Consider the following 16,399-nt stretch of genomic DNA (forward strand, 5'->3'; position numbering starts at 1 on the left):
TGGCGCGCCGTGCGCGGGGAAACCCACCCCCTCGAGACGCGGTGGCGAGCGGGAGCCCCTCTTCAACGCCCGGGCCGTGTCGGGAAGTCCAGCCAAGCGCGACGAGCTTGATAGGCCTGCAGGCGCTGTTGATACCCGCGGCGCTCCTCCTGCCCCAGATCCTTTGGCAGGCCGGCGATCGCCTCCCGTTGCAGATCGACGGCGTGAAGGAACTCCCCTGCGGCCGCATAGGCAGCGGCATGCGTGTCCAGCAGCATGAACGGGGCCTCTCCGGGCGACTCCTGCTGCGCCTGTCTCAGCGCCCGGGAACTCAAGGTGATGGCCTTGTCGGCGTTTCGAAGCTTCGCGTCCGGACACGTCGCCAGCAGCCATGCCAGGCCGTTCAACTGATCGGTCCCGCCGCTCAACGCGGCCTGCGACAACCAGGTCACCGCGCGTTCATGATCGCCGCCATCGGCGAACAAGATGCCCAACTGGTACTGGGCAAGGGATGTCCGCGAAACGCGGCCTTGGCGATCTTGCTCCACGCCTCGTTCTCCTGGTCCTCCCGTTCCTCGTCGGTCCTCTTCGCCACTGTCGCCGTCCCCTTCCTGTCGCCGGCCGGTCGCGCAGCCGCGATGCGTTCCTTCGCCGCCCGACTGTCCGCTGGCGGCTTTCCCGGTCGCTCCGACCGGAGCGCGTGGTAGTTGAGGCCCCCCTTGACGAGACCCGCCTCCACGCTCCCGTTCGCGGCGGCTCTTTCCGCCCTCTGGGCATCTTTCAGAACCCGACCGAGTTCCCAATCCAAGCCCGCGGAGGGGGCACTGACCGATTCGAGCACGCGCCGCCAGGGCGCCGAGCCGGCCTTCAGCGTCGCCGCGATCGCCAACGCGGTGCCTGCATCCGGCTTGCGGGCCACCGCCGTCGATTGAAGCCACGACTGCGTGTCCGCGGCCTGCGGACCCGGCGACCCCGCCAGCGCGTGCGCCAGCGTCGCGTACGCCAGGTCATCGCCCGCGCTGGCAGCCTCGCGCAGCGTGGTCGATAGTTCGATCAGTCCCTGCCGCTGATCGGCCAGGTCCCCACGAAGAAATTTCGCCATCGAGGGGAACCAGACTGGCGTGCTGGACATCGCATCCTTCTTCAGGACACCACGGTCGTCCAGCGCATCGCTCCACGGCTTGAAACGCTCGTCCTGCAGATCGGGCGACCCCTTGGTCATCGCTCGGACCAGCAGGGCGGGGTCCATCAGCAGTGCACGCATCAGGCCCGGAGACGGCTCATGCGGCTGACTCTCGTCGGGCACCTTGTTCCTGGCATTCACCACCTCGATCCACCAGGACTCCAGCATCCACCGCCGCTCAAACGCCCGCTTGAGCTGAGGTTCCCGCGCGATCTCGTCCGCGATCAGGCCCTGCAGCAGCGGGAGATAACTCTCGCGGGACATCGACGCGCGGATCTCCGCCGGCATCGGCAGGTAGTCGTAGCGGATCCAGTGCCCCCATTCGGCCAGCAGGCCGTAGACCGTGTTGCGCGTGGGCACCTGTTCCTGGTCCTCGATCCGCTTCCATGCCCGCACGGTCGCCTCTCGATCCTCATCCGCAAGGTCGAGAACCGCCTTGAGTTGCGCGCGCTCATTGGCATCCAGCCATTGGGATCGGACATAGGTCAGATCCGCCAGATGCAGGCGCGCCATGGTGAACGCATTCCTGAAAGAGGATCGCCCCCCGCATGTCCGTGCCGGTCAGATCCGCTTGCAGGAATCTGGCGAACCTCAGATCGGCGGCGATCAGGCTGGCCAGGCGAAGGTCGGCCTCATGGAGATCAGCCGCCCGAAGGTCCGCGAAATCCATCGAGGCTGCCTTCAGCGTGGTGCGGCTCATCCTGGCGCCTGTGAACCTGGCGTTGATCGCGACAGCGCCGGTGAAATCGACGTTCGAAAGATCCTGCCCGCGAAAATCGGCCATCGTCGCCCTGGCAAAGGCAAAGCTGGTGCGTCTGCGTCCCTTCTCTCCGGCACTGTCATCCGCGGCATCGCTCGCGCTGAAGACCGAACTGACGAACCGAGTCTTCAGGAGATCCGCACCGCCAAGATCCACGCCGGAAAGATCCACCCGTGTCAGTACCGCCCCGGAAAGATCCGCGAACCGCATGTCGCGCGCCCGGAGGTTCAGAAGCGGCTGAGCCGCCGGCTTCCCTTCCGTGGCCGTCGCCAGCCTGGGCTGCAGGATCGCACCGCGCAGATCAAGCCTGCGGGGCCGGATGTAGTCCGTCAGCCTGTCCGGCAGCTGTCGCACCGACGCATCGGGAACCACGGCATCCGCCATCGCGTAGAGCCCGACCAGCACGCTGCCCAACAAGCCCGCGGACCGCCACGCGCGTTGCGTGCCGGCAGCGCGGCGTGGCATCAGCGCCCACAGCGCGACCAGGTCCGTCAGCACCGCGAAACGGTGCAGCATCGTCATCGACGCCGAATGGAAGGCCAGACCGCGAATCTGAATCGCCAGCAGGAGCAGCAAGGGGATGGCCACCAGACCGATGAATGTCAGCAGCTTCGCGGCCCCCTGCAGGATCCGGTCCGGCCCGCTCGGCAGTGCGGACCGGGTCAGCAGGAACGGATGCAGCAGGTCGATCGCCTGCGCGCTCGCCATCCCTTCAGCCACGCTGCGCCCGATGAAGAGATCGACCTTCCGCCGCAGCGTCCTCCATTGAAGGAGCAGCGCCACATGCAGCACGAGCAGCAGCAACGGCGCGAGGACCAGATAGTGCTCCGTCGGCACGGTGCCGTTGATGATCGGCAAGGTCTGCCCGAGGCCGAGGACAAAGTCCGAGTCGCTCAGCTGGAAGAGCGACAACGCCACATAGGCCCCGGCGAACTGGAACAACGCCAACGCCTTGCCGGTGTGATTCGCGGACTCATCCGCGGCCTCCTTGAGGTCGTCGAGCTCCACGGTCATCCATGCCTCGCCACGTTGTTGTGCGCGCGAGCACCTTACCGACGCAAGCTCGCTCCGCCATCCTCAAGGCAGGGGAAACGCTGGAGCCCCGCGTGATCGGTCATGGCGTGATCCCCGGTGCCACCGAGCACCGTCGCGTGAAGGTCCCTTCCTTGGGGGATGACCGCCGTGCCCATCCGCCCTAGCCTTCCACCTTCGCCAAGAGAAGCACAGAGGGGGATGCCAATGGACACGAGCACGACAGGCGCCGGCGGCGTCGACCTCCGCAAGCGCAACCTCGTGCTGTTCTGCGACGGCACGAACAACACGCTGACCGGTGGGATCGAGGACACCAACGTCCTCAAGCTGTTCGGCTACCTGCGCAGCCGGCGGCCGGCCATCGACTCGCTGCTGTACTACGACCCCGGCGTCGGCTCGCCCGACTCGGCGCCGCCCACCGGGCTCATCGACCTGATCAAGCGCCGCTGGGCGCGCATCGCCGGGCTGGCCTCGGGCCAGGGCGTCTACGACAACATCGGCGAGGGCTACCGCTTCCTGATGCGCCACTTCGACGAGCGAATCGACGACCGCATCTTCTGCTTCGGCTTCTCGCGGGGCGCGTTCACGGCGCGCGCGATCGTCGGCATGGTCAACCTCTTCGGCATCCTGCGCCCCGAGCACGAGGAGCTGATCCCGACGCTGGTCCGGATCTATTTCTCGCAGCCGCCGATCGAGGAGCAGGCCGAGGGCCGCAAGAACTGGCGGCGCTCGCTGGCGCGCTTCGTCCACCGCGGGTTCGCCAGACCGGGCCAGGAAGGCGCGCGCGGCGCCCAGGGCGGCGAGGAGGCGACCGCGGCCACGCGCAACCGGCTCGCGGAGCAGGTCCGGCGCAACTTCGCGCGGCCCGCGGACGTCTTCTGGGTCGGCGTCTGGGACACCGTCGAATCGGTCGGCCTGCCGCCCTTCGGCTCGCGCGACAACCCGGCCACGGCGACCTTCGCGGACAAGCGGCACATGCTCAACGTCCGCCACGCGCTGGCCTTCGACGAGCACCGCTGGCCCTTCCTGCCGCGGGTCTACGACTCGCCGAGCCGCGTCGACGTGCCCGGGGTCGACCGCTTCAACCGCCCGATCGTGCGCACGCTGCGCCAGCTCTGGTCCCCGGGCGTGCATTGCGACGTCGGCGGCAGCTATCCGGCGCAATCGGCGGAGAGCCGTCGCTATCCCCACGGCCGCACCGGCCTGCCCGATGCGTCGATGGTGTGGATGGTCAACGAGGTGGCGGCCGAGCTCGGCGTCCCGCCGCTGTCCAGCCTGCCCGCCGGCAGCGATGCCTTCGGCATGCCGCTGCCCGAGTCCTTCGTCGGCACGCTGCCGCTGCGCCACGACGCGCTCCACGACACGCCGTTCTGGGCGCTCGCCGGCATGACGGTGCGGCGCATGACGACGGAGGTCGTCCGCATCCCCAAGGGCAGGCAGAAGATCCCAGTCGACGTGGCGCCCGAGTCGCCGCCCGCGCCATTCCAGGGCCCCAGCGTCTGGGACGAGCGGCGGTCGCTGCCGTGGCTGCTGTTCGCGGTCCTCGCGGGCGCGGTCTTCCTGCTGCTCTCCGGCTGGAACCTGCAGCAGCTGCCCTTCCTGCAGTCGAGGCTGCCGGCGCCGGGCGGCTGGTGGGAGTGCCTGATGCGCAGCGCCGTGGCGCCGTGGGAGTTCGCTCGCCACCAGGCGGGCTTCCTGGTCCACGTCGTGGTCCACGGCTGGCCCGATCACCTCGACTGGATCCGCCAGAACCGCGCGGGCATCTTCTGGGGCCTCGCGGGGGACCTGCTCTTCCTGCTGGCGGCGGCCTACCTGCTGTCGCGGCTCGCGTCGCGCGTGTTCACGTGGATGGCGGGATGGCGCCACCCGGGCGAGTCGCGGTCACGGCTGCTGCTGGCCATCGGCTGGCTGCCGGCGCTGGCCTTCGGCGCCGACGCGCTGGAAGACCTGTCGACGCTGGCCGCGGTCGCGATCGACACCCTCGGCATGCCCCGCCTTGCCGGCGTGGCGCTACTGGCGATGAGCGCCTGCTCGCTGGTGAAGCTCCTCGCGTGGGGCCTCGGCATCGCCGTCTTCGGCGTGGGCCGCGTGCTGCTGGCGGTGCTGCCGGTCAAGACGGTCGGCAAGGTGGGACGCAAGACCTGACCCTGCGCGGACCTCGTCCGAGGCAGGCGCCGAGGCCTCAAAGGCCTTCCATCGCCTTCTCGTGCGCCTGGTCCTTCAGCGTGCCGCCCTTGGGCTTGAGCAGGTCGCGGGCGTTGGGGATGCCGGAGCTGGCCGACGCAGGCGCCGGCGGCGCCTTGTAGGCCGGCATGACGGTGATCGTGCCGCCCTTGACCTGCTGCTCGGTGCTGCCCGCCGGGCAGGCATCGTTGGTGTAGAGCACGCTGCCGTTGACCAGGCAGCGGCGCGCGCGGCCGGGGACCGGATTCGTCCGCGGGTCATCCGCCGTGACGGGCGGGCTCTCGGCGAAGGGGTTCTTGGGAATCTCGACCTTCTCTGCCTGGCGCTCGACCTGCCGCGCGGCATCGCGCAGGAACGGGATCTCGTCGCGCTTCTTCCAGCCGACGACACCCAGGATGGCGACAACGATGATGAGCAGCACGGCTCGCATGACTTCTTCTCCCTGATCGGCCGGCCATGTGTTTCGAAATGATGCGGCGCGGCGGGTGCGAATGATAGCGACGGCCTGTCACCTCGGCGCAACCTTGCGCAACGAACATGACACGCATCACGACCTCCATCGCTGTCATGTCCTTCACCTCGACGCTGTCCTTCCGCCGTTCCATCGCTTGCTCCCTCGCCGCGACCCGCGGCCTCGTGCCGCTGCTGGTGGCGACCGCAGCGCTGGCCGCCTGCGGCGGCAGCGACGACGACGCCGGCGAGCCCATCAACGGCAACAACAACATCACCGTCTCCAGCCTGCGCCTGATCGGCCAGCAGGTGCTGCCGCGCCGGATGGACTACGCGGGCACGGTCGTCGGCGGGCTGTCCGGCGTCGACTACGACCCCAAGACCGACACCTACGTGCTGATCAGCGACGACCGCACGACGACGGACTCCGCCGGCGCGCCCCGCCTCTACACCGCCAAGCTGAGCTTCGACGCGAACACCTTCAGCGCGGTGAGCTTCACCGGCGTGGTGACGATGAAGCAGCCGGACGGCAGCGTCTATCCCAAAGTGCCGGACGCAAAGGTCGCGGATCCGGAGTCGGTCCGCGTGGATCCGGTCACCGGCAACTGGGTCTGGCTCAGCGAGGGCGACCGCACGCTGACGAGTACGCCGCCGCGCGTGATCAACCCCTTCATCCGCGAGATCTCGCCGCAGGGCGGCCACGTGCGCGAGTACACCCTGCCGGCGATGTTCCAGATGAGCGCGCAGGAGACCGGCCCGCGCGGCAACCTGGTCTTCGAGGGCCTGAGCTTCTCGCCCGACGCCCAGTCGGCCTGGGTGCTGATGGAAGGCGCGCTGATCCAGGACGGCGCCACACCGACGCCGGCGGCGGGCAGCGCGTCGCGCCTGACGCGCTTCGATCGCGCGAGCGGCGTGGCCAACGCGCAGTACGTCTATCCGATCGAGAAGGTGCAGGCCACGCCGGTGCCGGCCGACCAGTTCACGGTCAACGGTCCGACGGAGATCCTGGCGCTGTCGGCGACGCGTTTCCTGGTGCTGGAGCGCAGCTTCTCGGTCGGCGTGATCGGCAACCAGGTGCGGCTCTACGAGATCGACACCGCCAACGCGACCAACGTGCTGACGGCCCCCTCGCTGACCGGCGCGACGCCGGTGAGCAAGAAGCTGGTGCTGGACTTCGAGACGCTGAAGACGCAGCTCGGCGGCATCGCCAACCTCGAAGGCATGACCTTCGGGCCGAAGCTGCCCAACGGCAAGCGCAGCCTGGTCGTCGTCGCCGACGACAACTTCCCGACGGCGGACTCGCTGACGGACCGCAACCAGATGCTGGTCTTCGAAGTCCAGCCTTGAGATCAGGGGCGCGTTACGGCGGCCGCCCGTAACGCGCCTTTCGCCTTCAGCCGGAGGGCGACAGCCTCTATGGTCCGGGTTGAACGCCGCGCATCTCGCGCGGACCGATTCCAACGATTCCAACGAGGCTTCATCGATGCATGGGATTCCACGCGCCGCGGCGCGACTGACGGCACAACTGACGGCGCTCGCCGCGTCCGGTCTCGCGCTCTTCTCCGCGCAGGCAACGACTGACCCCGTGCGTGACCCCGTGCATGATGCCGCGGCGATCCACGCGGCCGTCGACGCGGCGGTCCGCCCGATGATGGCGAGGAACGACATCCCCGGCATGGCCGTCGGCGTGACGGTCGGCGGACGGTCCTACGTCTTCAACTACGGCGTCGCGTCGAAGCAGTCCGGCCAGCCGGTCGACGACAGGACGCTGTTCGAGGTCGGCTCCGTCAGCAAGACCTTCAACGCGACGCTGGGCGCGAAGGCGCTGGTGGCAGGCAAGCTCCAGCTGTCGGACCACCCCAGCCGTTTCCTGCCCGCGCTGAAGGGCCATCCGATCGACCGCGCGACGCTGCTGAACCTCGTCACCTACACGGCCGGCGGCCTCACGCTGCAGGTGCCCGACGCGGTGACCGACGAGGCGTCGATGCTGCGCTATCTCCAGCAGTGGAAGCCGGACTTCGCGCCGGGGGAGAAGCGGCGCTATTCGAATCCGAGCATCGGCCTGTTCGGCCGCGCTGCGGCCGCGGCGCTGGGACGCGATTACGCCGATGCGGTCGAGGCGGACCTGCTGCCCCAGCTCGGCCTGCGCGAGACCTACCTGCGGGTGCCGACGGCGGCCATGGCCGACTACGCCACGGGCTACGACAAGGTCGAGCTCCAGGGGGCGATCCAGGACATGGCCGTGCGGGTCTCGCCGGGCGCGTTCGACGCGGAGTCCTACGGCATCAAGACGACGGCGGCGGATCTGGTGCGATTCATGCAGGTCAACATCGATCCCGGCGGCCTTGACCCGACGACCCGCCAGGCGGTCGAGGCCACGCACGTCGGCCATTTCCAGGTCGACGGCATGACGCAGGGCCTGGGCTGGGAGCAGTACCCGTGGCCGGTGTCGCTGGCGCAGCTTCAGGCGGGCAACGCGCTGGGGCGCGTGACCACGGCGGTCAAGCCGCTGGACCACACGCCGGCGGGACCGCGGCTGTTCAACAAGACCGGCTCGACGCGCGGCTTCGGCGCCTACGTCGTATTCGTGCCGACGCAACGCATCGGCGTCGTGCTGCTGGGCAACCGGAGCTGGCCGATCCCGGAGCGCGTGGACGCGGCCTACGCGATCCTCGGCAAGCTCCAGGCGAGCACCACCCGCTGAAGCGACTCGGCTGGACAGCTTCAGCGTGAGCACTTCAGCGTGATCGCTTCAGCGCAAGCGCGTCAGCAAGATGAGTTCAACGCGCGGGCGAAGGCGCCGAGGCGCCCTTCCCCGCGGCGCGCACGGTCGCGAGCTCGCGCGTGAGCCAGGTCTTGCTCTCGACCGGCGTCGTGCCGCCACAGCGCACGAGATAGGGCTTGCCGCTCATGCTGCTCCTGGACGCGCCGAGGTCGATGAACTGCTCCGCAGTCTTCACGAGGTTCTTGTCCTCGAGGTAGCTCAGCTTACGCTCGAGGTGGGTCTTCGCCTCGGCGGCGGAGTGCCAGTCCCCGTTGCGGTTGAACTGGCAGGACGACGCGGTCAGCTTGTCGAGCAGCGCGGCGACTTCGGCCTTCGCGGCCGGGGGCAGCGGATCGGCCTTGACGAAGGCCGGTGCGAAGGTCGCGGTCAACGCAGTGGCGAGCAGCATCGTGATCACAGGGGCGCGCATGGGCAAGGTCGTCGTGGCGTCGGAAAGCGCGATGTTGCCATGGCGCCTGATGAGGCACACTTCGCTGCCATCGCCCGGCCCTCGCGTCCGGCCCGCCGCCATTCGATCTCCGCATGACCCGCCCTGTCTCCCCTCCGCCGGACCGCCCCCCCGCGGTCGGATTCCGGGAAGCCTTCCGCTTCTGGCTGAAGCTGGGATTCATCAGCTTCGGCGGCCCCGCCGGGCAGATCGCGATCATGCATGCCGAGCTCGTCGAACGGCGCCGCTGGATCAGCGAGGGGCGCTTCCTGCATGCCCTCAACTACTGCATGCTGCTGCCCGGCCCGGAGGCCCAGCAACTGGCCACCTACATCGGCTGGCTCATGCACCGGACCTGGGGCGGGCTGGTCGCCGGCGGGCTCTTCGTCCTGCCGTCGCTGCTGATCCTGGTCGCGCTGTCGTGGGTCTATGCCGCCTTCGGCACCCAGCCGGTGATCGCCGGGCTGTTCTACGGCATCAAGCCCGCCGTGACGGCGATCGTGCTGCATGCGGCGCATCGCATCGGCGGGCGCGTGCTCAGGAACGGCTGGCTGTGGGCCATCGCGGTCGCGGCCTTCGTCGCGATCTTCGCCTTCGACACCCCTTTCCCATTGATCGTGCTGACGGCCGGCGTCGTCGGTGCCGTCGGCGCGCGCCTGGCGCCGGCGGCGTTCTCCGGCGCCGGGCCCCACGCGGCCCGGAGCGGCTACGGCCCCGCGCTCATCGACGACGACACGCCCACGCCCCCCGCATGCGCGCTTCACGCGACGCCGGCTGCTGGGCGTGCTCGGCGTTGGTCTCGGCCTGTGGGCGGTCGCGATGGGCGGGCTGGTGCTGCTGTACGGCGCCGACGGCGTGCTGACGCGGATGGGCGGCTTCTTCACGAAGGCTGCGCTGATGACCTTCGGCGGCGCCTACGCCGTGCTGCCCTACGTGGTCCAGGGCGCCGTCGACCAGCATCACTGGCTCAGCGGGCCTCAGATGATCGACGGGCTGGCGCTCGGTGAGACCACGCCCGGCCCACTGATCATGGTGGTGGCCTTCGTCGGTTTCATGGGCGGCTGGAACACGCAACCCTTCGGGCCCGAGGCGCCCTTCCTCGCCGGCGCCATCGCGGCCGCGGTGGTCACCTTCTTCACCTTCCTGCCGTCCTTCGTCCTCGTGCTCGCCGGCGGACCGCTGATCGAGTCGACGCACGGCAACCTGCGCCTGAGCGCGCCGCTCACCGCCATCACCGCGGCCGTCGTCGGCGTGATCGTCAATCTCGCCTGCTTCTTCGCCGGGCACGTGTTCTGGTCGGACGGGCTGCATGGCCGCTTCGACCTCGTGTCCGCGCTGATCGCCGCCGCCGCGGCGTTCGCGCTGTTCCGCCTCAAGTGGGGCGTGCTCCCCCTGCTCGGCGCCTGCGCGGCGATCGGGCTGGCGTGGTCGATGGCCATGGGCGCTTGAGGTGTCGCAGGCCCTGCCCCCGCTCCTCGAAGACGCGCTGCGGCGGACGGCCCGGCGGTATCGCGCGCCCGCGCTGCCGGCGACCTTGCAGGACGCTCGCGCCGCGGGCGCGGCGACCGCGCTCGCCGTCGCGATCGAACACGCACGGACGGCACTCGCCCGCGGGGAGGCACCCGAAGACGCCGTGCAGACGCTGTTCCTCGACGCGCTCGCCGACCTGATCGGCGAGGCGATGCGTCCGCTCAAGACGCATGGCGACGACATCGCGGAAAGCGGCGGCGACCCCGCCTTCCAGGCCATGGTGTTGCGCCACCGCTCGGCGGTGGTCCGCGAGTACGCCTCGCTCAGCGCGCATGCCGAGCGCGATCGTCGCGCGGTCCGCGCCGCGGTCAACGCCCTCGCCCATCCCGCGAAGACGCAGCGCCGATCGCCGGGCCCGGCGCGCGAGGCGCTCCTGGCGCTTCACGCCGCGGGCGAAGCGGGCGACTGGGCGCATGTTTCCGACGTCATCGCGCCGTTGCGCGACCTGCCCGAGGTTCGCACCGAACCGCTGCTCCTTCGCGGCCTCGAGCGCCTCGCCGACGACAGTGCGATGAAGCATCTCCGGCGCCTCGACGCGCTGTCCTCGGATGCACTCGTGGCGCGTTATCGCGCGCTGTGGGACCGGCAAGGACCGGTCGCCGGCAGCGAGCAGGCGGCCGCCAGCGGCGCAGGCGCGCAGCAGCGCGGCGACGCGGTGGAGGCGCTGGCCACCGAGGCGCTCGACGCGCTCGTCAGCCGCATGAATGCGGAAGGCGGCAGCGGTGTCGGCACGGGCCACGGCGATGTTGGTATCAGTGCCGGTGTTGGTATCAGTGCCGGTGTTGGTGGCACGCGATACCGGGTCGCGACTTCGCTGCGGGTGCCGCCCTCCTTCCCCGGCGATGCGCAACGCGCGAAGAGCGAATGGGACGTGGCACTGCTGCGGCGCCATGGGACCGCGGAGCCTGGCGACGAGGACTGGGACCTTTGCCTGCTCATCGAAGCCAAGGCCTCCCCGGATGCCGCGACGACGGACCTGCCCCGTCTGCTGCGCGGCTTGCGCCTGCTGGCGCAGGCCGACATCGGCACGACCTATGGGTTCGCCTCGAACGATGGCGACGTGCGCCTGCGCGGCGCCTCGCTGAGCACGCTGCCCACCGAGCAGGGCGATCTGGCGCGCGCCGTGCTCTATTGCTGCGACGGTCCGGAGGAGCGCGCGCCGCGGCTGCTCAACGCGGCGAGCCGCATGCAACTGCTCTCCGCGGAGGCCAGCCTGGACGTCGCCATGCGGCTGGAGGACGGCTCGCCGGTCACCCCTTCCCTGCTGCGCCCGGTCTGGCGACTGCTGCTCGAAGCGCCCGCCTTCACCTCGGTCCTGCACCAGTACGCGACGCTGCGCGTCGTGCGCGAGTTGATGGTCCATCCGCACGACCTGCTGACCGCGGTGACGGCCTGAGAGCGATCGATCGGCAGCGACCGGTCATTTCATTTCGGGCCGACTGGACGAAGGCGAAGGCGAAGGCAGCTCCGAATCCGGCTCCGCATTTGCTGCCGCGCTGTTCTCGGATGGCCCGCGCATGTCGACCTCCTCCGATTCGCCAGGCATGCGGATCCCGTCGAGCAGGCGCGCGAAGACCTCCACCTCTTCCGGACGCGGCGGCCATCCGGTGCCGAACAGCAGTTCGTGCTTCGCGATGAAGCGCTCCGCGTCATCGATCAGTCGCACGTCGTCGTACTGGGAAAACGTCGAGAAGTCGCCTGGCCGGCTGTGACCCAGATCCGACCGGAATCGCGACAGCCAGTCTGCGCCGAAGGCTTCGTGCAGCGCGCCCAGCGCCACGAGCTGCTGCGCGGCGATCCGTCGATTCGGCTCTGCGCTCGGCGGGTTCGCCGCCGAGGGCGCGTCGTCGTCCCTCGTGGCGAAACGGCGCAGCCGCGCCTTGAGGTCATCGAGCAACGTGCGATCGCGCGCTTCCCCTTGCTGCAGCATCTCGAAGTAGCGCAGCTTGTTGCCGAAGCGCTTGACCGCGCGCGGGGTGTGGGCGGACTCGCGGACCAGCTCGGTCCAGACCTTGAGCGCGTCGCGGAAGTCCTTGGAATCGGTGGCCTCGCGATGGCGCCGGCTCGCGGCGCGCAGGAGCAGCAGTCCCGCCAACGCGGCGCCGACGACCAGCACGCCGGCCACGATCCATTCATCCGCATGACTGTCCGCGCCGGCTTGCACGAGGACCCGCGTCGCCGACTGCGCGGGGGATCGCCCCCAGGCCAGCGTCGGATCGGATGCGCCAAGGCCCGGCGTCGGTACCCAGCGCGGCGCGCTCGCGGCGCTCGCGACAGCGGCGGCTTCCGGGGCGGACGCGGCCGTCAACACAGGCCCCGTTGCCAGGTCTTGCGCTTGCGCCTTCAACGGAAGCTGCGGGCGCAGCAGGACGCCCAGACTCACGCCGCCTGCGATCGCGCCCGCGAGCGCCAACCACATCGCGTGGCGACGGAGCCCCTGCATCGCCTCGCGCCGCCACGACGACGAGGCGGCCATCGCCGGATCGTCGGTCAGCAGCCGCCACGCCTCATACGACTGCGCGGTCGGCACCTTGATCTCCAGGTTGATCAGCTTCTGCAAGTAGTTGGCCGCGTAGGCGCGGCGCTGTTCGCGCGCGGCCTGCTCGGGGTTGGCGTTGGCATCGGATGCGGACGCGCTCGCCAGCTCCTTCGCGATGCGCTCGAACGCGATCGCCAGCGCCGCCTGCACCTTGTCGGTCGCCATGCCGAAGAGCACGAAGCACTGCCCCGACGAGGTCAGGAAGTTCACCGCTTCCATGATCTCGAGCACGGCCTCGGGCCGGCAGCGGTCGAGATCGTCGATGACGACGACCACGCGCTCGGGCAAGGCGCGCGAGACCTCGCCGAACTGCTCGGCGAAGCGCGTGCGGAAGCTGTTCTGCTCGGCGGCGAGCTTGGGTTTCATCCCTTGAAGCCCGCCGGCCAGCAGCGCGGCGGGATCCGCGCCGAAGGCCGTCAGCGCCTTGCGCAGCGCGGCCAGCGTGGTGCCCGCGACCGTCAACAGCGCGAGCCATTCCGCCCAGGGCAAGGGCGGTGCGCTCGGCGTCGTGCTCGAAGCGGCATCCGACGCCGGTCCCGCCGCCGTCCTTGTCGGCGCGGCAGCGGTCTTCGCGGGCTCCTGCCCTACCAGCGAGCCCAGCACCTGGTCGACGCGCCGCAGCATCTGCGCCTCCGCCGCGGGATCGTTCATCCCGGCGTGCAAGGTCAGGATCAACGCCGCCGCCGCGCACAGCAGCACCGTGAACGCCCAGTGCTTGCGCGAGCGCAGCCACAACAGGCGCAGCCGGAAGCCGATGCCATCGAGGCTGAGCCATGGCGGCAGCGCCTGCTTGCTCAGCGCGCCCAGCAGCGCGGCGAAGAGGTGATCCTCCTTCTGGTGGTGCCAGGCGTTGAACCAGATCGGCCGAGAGCCGTGTTTGCGCAGGTCCGCGCAGACAAGGCCCATCAGCGAGCTCTTGCCCGAACCCCAGTCGCCGGTGATGGCGAGCGTCAGCGGCGGCTCGGTCGCCGGGTTGCGCAGGAAGCGGGAGATGCCCGCGGCGAGCGGCTCGAAGTTGAGCCGGTCTTGCTTCGGGTCGGTCAACGCCGCGTCGGTGGCCGGCGTGTCGGCCATGCCGGCCACCACCTGGCGCGCCTGCGTGAACGACCGCCAGGCGCGAAGGAACATCGGCACCGACAGCAGCAGAGCGAGCCAGTACCAAGGCGCCGGATAGCGCGCATAGACACGGGGATCAATCCAGGTACGGCCACCGTCGCGCGTGGTCAGCAGCAGGCCGCCCTCGCCGACGGCCCAGCCGCGCAGGCCGTCCGCGCCGATGTAGCCCGTGCGCAAGCCAAAGGGCAAGGGCATCGGCGGCCGCAGCGGTTGACGCGGACGCGCCATCGCCGCTTGCGCGTCCGGCGCGGTCAGGTCCCCGGATTCCCACAGCAGGCCGCCGTTGGTGGTCTGGAGCACGCTGTCGTCTTTCGCGCCCATCGCCCAAGCCTTCTTGCCGTCGGCGCTGACGCGCAGCACGCCCAGTCCCGCCGCGATGCCCGCCGGCTGCGAGCGCCAGGTCTTGCCGCCGTCGTCGGACCTCAGCACGGTGCCGCTGGCACCGTAGGCCCAGCCGCGTTCGCCGTCGCCGGAGAAGTCGACGCTCAGCAGCCCGTCCAAGGCCCTTCTCGTCGCCGGCGACCACGTCAGCGCGCCATCGTCGGACGTGATCAGGAGGCCGTTCTTCCCCAGCGCCCACGCGCGCCGCCCCGCGTCATCCAAGCGGACAACCGTCAGGAGCCGGAAGCCGTCCCCTTCCTGATAGGCCGGTGCCGGGGACGCCTGCACCGGGAGCGACTGCACCGGCGGCGCCTTCACATCGCGCGGTGGTGGCCGGTTCACGGACTGGACGACGCTCGACGACGCGATGGCCGACGACCCGTAGCCGGCTTCCGACCAACGCCGGGCCTGTTCGTCCATGACGAACATGCGACCACTCTCCATGATCACCGCGCCGACGGGGTGAGCCGCGTCGAGGCGCACCTCCCTCATCCTGGAAGTGCCGGGGCGATCCGCCGAGTGCCAACTCGCGCCGCCGTCCAGCGTCTCGATCGTGACGCCGTCGTCACTCGCGAGCCACCACCGCTGGCTGTCGTCGTCGACGGCGATGGACGTGAGGTTTCCGCTGACATCGGGCAGGCGCCGGAACGCGTTGCGTTCGACGGGCAGAAGCCACCACTCCCAGAGACCGCGCTCGACGCGCGTGACCGGCAGTGCCGAGTCCACTGGCCCAGGCGGCTGCAACAACGCCACGGTGGTGGCGAGCGCGCACCAGACGAGCCCCATCGTCAGCCAGACACGGCCACCGCGTCGATGCGTCGCAGGCGAGCCGGGCGAGCCGGGCGAGGGAGCTTGCATGGCGAGGAGCGAGTGGGCAACGTCATCCGTATATCCCGCGGCCCCGGCCCGCGCATCATCAATTGGGATGAGCCCGCGCCATCGCACAATCCACGCGTTCCGAACCACGAGAAAGTCACCGGCATGCGCCTCGCAGCGATCCGACTCCGCCTCACACGCACGACGCTGGCCGCGGTCGTGGCGATGAGCCCGATGACCGCCATGGTCTCGATGGCGCAGGTCACATCGGCGGCTCCGGCGGTCTCCGCCAGCGAGCCACCGATCATCGGCCGTGAAGGCGTGACGGCCACCTTGTGGTTCCAGACCGCGGCGGAGCGGCAGGCCGCGACGCTCGCGGTCTATCGCGCCGCGACCGCCCGCCTCCCCGCCGCGCGCAAGGCCACCCACGAGACCGCGTCGCTCGAGCAGGCCGCGCAAGGCGGCTTCGCCCGCAAGCCGCCGGCGATCGTGCTGGACGTCGACGAGACGGTGGTCGACAACTCGCCGTACGAGGCGTGGCGCATCCAGGCCGGCAAGCCCTACGACAGCGCCTCGTGGGCCGCCTGGGTCGCTTCCGCGCAGGCCACCGCGATCCCGGGAGCGCCCGAGTTCATCGCCCGTGCGCGCGCCCTCGGCTTCCGTGTCGTCTTCGTCACCAACCGGACCTGCCCCGCCAACGGCCCCTACGGACCGAAGGCCTTCACGCCGCGTGCCCACAGAAGGCGCAGACGCTCGCGAATCTGGAACGGGTGCTGGGCCGCCCCGTCGCTCCCGGCGACCTGATGCTGCGCGGCGACCGCGCGGACTGGGCCGAATCCGACAAGAGCGCCAGGCGCCTGGCGGTGGCGCGCACGCATCGCATCGCCATGCTCGTCGGCGACGACCTCAACGACTTCGTGCCCCGCGCGAAGTACGTCGAGCAGGACCACGCGAAACGCTGGGGCCTGACCTGGGTGCCGATCCCCAATCCGACTTACGGATCCTGGGGCGATTCCCTGACGCTGCCTCAACGCTACGACGCGCTGAAGCCCTGGCGCGGACCCGGCTCCGCCGAACCAGCCGTCCCGGCGTCCGGAGCGTCCGCCGCTCAGTAATCGATCAACGCAAGGCCACCGGACGTGGTCCCTGGGCTTAAGCGCTTGAGGGCTTGAGGGCTTGACGATTCCATTTACAGCTGTAATCATTCATTCGATTAC

General features: G+C 70.0%; 12 protein-coding genes and 1 pseudogene. 7 read left to right on the forward strand and 6 right to left on the reverse strand.

The window, feature by feature from the left end; genetic code table 11:
- Positions 1 to 62 precede the first annotated feature (62 nt).
- The 3 genes from ACFJIX_RS25605 to ACFJIX_RS25615 are packed head-to-tail and all read right to left on the reverse strand — an operon-like array spanning position 63 to position 2,936.
- A complete protein-coding gene (locus ACFJIX_RS25605; RefSeq protein ID WP_377155433.1) occupies positions 63 to 431 on the reverse strand; it encodes a hypothetical protein in 369 nt (122 codons plus the stop codon).
- Complete coding sequence (locus ACFJIX_RS25610; protein WP_377155434.1) at positions 428 to 1,675, reverse strand: hypothetical protein; 1,248 nt, start codon at positions 1,673 to 1,675, stop codon at positions 428 to 430. The genes ACFJIX_RS25605 and ACFJIX_RS25610 overlap by 4 nt, the downstream gene beginning before the upstream one ends.
- A complete protein-coding gene (locus ACFJIX_RS25615) occupies positions 1,614 to 2,936 on the reverse strand; it encodes a pentapeptide repeat-containing protein (RefSeq protein ID WP_377155435.1) in 1,323 nt (440 codons plus the stop codon). Before ACFJIX_RS25615 ends, ACFJIX_RS25610 begins: the two co-directional genes overlap by 62 nt.
- A gap of 225 nt (positions 2,937 to 3,161) precedes the next feature.
- On the opposite strand from ACFJIX_RS25615, the gene ACFJIX_RS25620 reads away from it, so the two are divergent.
- The gene (locus tag ACFJIX_RS25620; RefSeq protein WP_377155436.1) at positions 3,162 to 5,099 is read left to right on the forward strand and encodes a T6SS phospholipase effector Tle1-like catalytic domain-containing protein; all 1,938 of its coding nucleotides are present in this window, start codon (positions 3,162 to 3,164) and stop codon (positions 5,097 to 5,099) included.
- Positions 5,100 to 5,136: 37 nt separating this feature from the next.
- Here ACFJIX_RS25620 and ACFJIX_RS25625 read toward each other — a convergent pair whose 3' ends face one another.
- Entirely contained in the window at positions 5,137 to 5,568 is a 432-nt protein-coding gene (locus tag ACFJIX_RS25625; protein ID WP_377155437.1) for a hypothetical protein, read from the reverse strand.
- Positions 5,569 to 5,705: 137 nt separating this feature from the next.
- On the opposite strand from ACFJIX_RS25625, the gene ACFJIX_RS25630 reads away from it, so the two are divergent.
- Both ACFJIX_RS25630 and ampC read left to right on the forward strand, forming a co-directional pair.
- Positions 5,706 to 6,935: an esterase-like activity of phytase family protein gene (locus ACFJIX_RS25630; protein ID WP_377155438.1), complete on the forward strand. Its 1,230-nt coding sequence runs from the start codon at positions 5,706 to 5,708 to the stop codon at positions 6,933 to 6,935.
- Positions 6,936 to 7,071: 136 nt separating this feature from the next.
- Complete coding sequence (gene ampC / locus ACFJIX_RS25635; RefSeq protein WP_377155439.1) at positions 7,072 to 8,292, forward strand: class C beta-lactamase; 1,221 nt, start codon at positions 7,072 to 7,074, stop codon at positions 8,290 to 8,292.
- Positions 8,293 to 8,368: 76 nt separating this feature from the next.
- On the opposite strand, the gene ACFJIX_RS25640 is transcribed toward ampC, so the two are convergent.
- Positions 8,369 to 8,782 carry a DUF5329 domain-containing protein gene (locus ACFJIX_RS25640; protein WP_377155440.1) on the reverse strand — a complete coding sequence of 138 codons (414 nt, stop codon included), beginning with the start codon at positions 8,780 to 8,782 and terminating at the stop codon, positions 8,369 to 8,371.
- 113 nt (positions 8,783 to 8,895) lie between these two features.
- Between ACFJIX_RS25640 and chrA the strand changes: the two are divergent.
- Both chrA and ACFJIX_RS25650 read left to right on the forward strand, forming a co-directional pair.
- Positions 8,896 to 10,249, forward strand: a pseudogene (gene chrA / locus ACFJIX_RS25645) (chromate efflux transporter).
- 1 nt (position 10,250) lies between these two features.
- Complete coding sequence (locus tag ACFJIX_RS25650) at positions 10,251 to 11,726, forward strand: 3-deoxy-D-arabino-heptulosonate 7-phosphate synthase (RefSeq protein WP_377155441.1); 1,476 nt, start codon at positions 10,251 to 10,253, stop codon at positions 11,724 to 11,726.
- Between the two features lie 24 nt (positions 11,727 to 11,750).
- Here ACFJIX_RS25650 and ACFJIX_RS25655 read toward each other — a convergent pair whose 3' ends face one another.
- Positions 11,751 to 15,224, reverse strand: coding sequence for a P-loop NTPase fold protein (locus tag ACFJIX_RS25655; RefSeq protein WP_377155442.1), 3,474 nt, complete (start codon positions 15,222 to 15,224; stop codon positions 11,751 to 11,753).
- A 123-nt stretch (positions 15,225 to 15,347) separates the two neighbouring features.
- On the opposite strand from ACFJIX_RS25655, the gene ACFJIX_RS25660 reads away from it, so the two are divergent.
- Both ACFJIX_RS25660 and ACFJIX_RS25665 read left to right on the forward strand, forming a co-directional pair.
- Complete coding sequence (locus tag ACFJIX_RS25660; RefSeq protein WP_377155443.1) at positions 15,348 to 15,986, forward strand: HAD family acid phosphatase; 639 nt, start codon at positions 15,348 to 15,350, stop codon at positions 15,984 to 15,986.
- The gene (locus tag ACFJIX_RS25665) at positions 15,953 to 16,297 is read left to right on the forward strand and encodes an HAD family acid phosphatase (RefSeq protein ID WP_377155444.1); all 345 of its coding nucleotides are present in this window, start codon (positions 15,953 to 15,955) and stop codon (positions 16,295 to 16,297) included. The genes ACFJIX_RS25660 and ACFJIX_RS25665 overlap by 34 nt, the downstream gene beginning before the upstream one ends.
- Positions 16,298 to 16,399: the final 102 nt, after the last annotated feature.

The sequence above is a fragment of the Roseateles sp. UC29_93 genome (assembly GCF_042695725.1).
GTDB lineage: Bacteria > Pseudomonadota > Gammaproteobacteria > Burkholderiales > Burkholderiaceae_C > Roseateles > Roseateles noduli_A.

Coding starts and splice junctions, on each gene's coding strand:
- ACFJIX_RS25660 (WP_377155443.1), top strand. CDS start 15,348: ATGCGCCTCGCAGCGATCCGACTCCGCCTCACACGCACGACGCTGGCC.
- ACFJIX_RS25620 (WP_377155436.1), top strand. CDS start 3,162: ATGGACACGAGCACGACAGGCGCCGGCGGCGTCGACCTCCGCAAGCGC.
- ACFJIX_RS25615 (WP_377155435.1), bottom strand. CDS start 2,936: ATGACCGTGGAGCTCGACGACCTCAAGGAGGCCGCGGATGAGTCCGCG.
- ACFJIX_RS25655 (WP_377155442.1), bottom strand. CDS start 15,224: ATGCAAGCTCCCTCGCCCGGCTCGCCCGGCTCGCCTGCGACGCATCGA.
- ACFJIX_RS25630 (WP_377155438.1), top strand. CDS start 5,706: ATGTCCTTCACCTCGACGCTGTCCTTCCGCCGTTCCATCGCTTGCTCC.
- ACFJIX_RS25625 (WP_377155437.1), bottom strand. CDS start 5,568: ATGCGAGCCGTGCTGCTCATCATCGTTGTCGCCATCCTGGGTGTCGTC.
- ampC (WP_377155439.1), top strand. CDS start 7,072: ATGCATGGGATTCCACGCGCCGCGGCGCGACTGACGGCACAACTGACG.
- ACFJIX_RS25640 (WP_377155440.1), bottom strand. CDS start 8,782: ATGCGCGCCCCTGTGATCACGATGCTGCTCGCCACTGCGTTGACCGCG.
- ACFJIX_RS25610 (WP_377155434.1), bottom strand. CDS start 1,675: ATGGCGCGCCTGCATCTGGCGGATCTGACCTATGTCCGATCCCAATGG.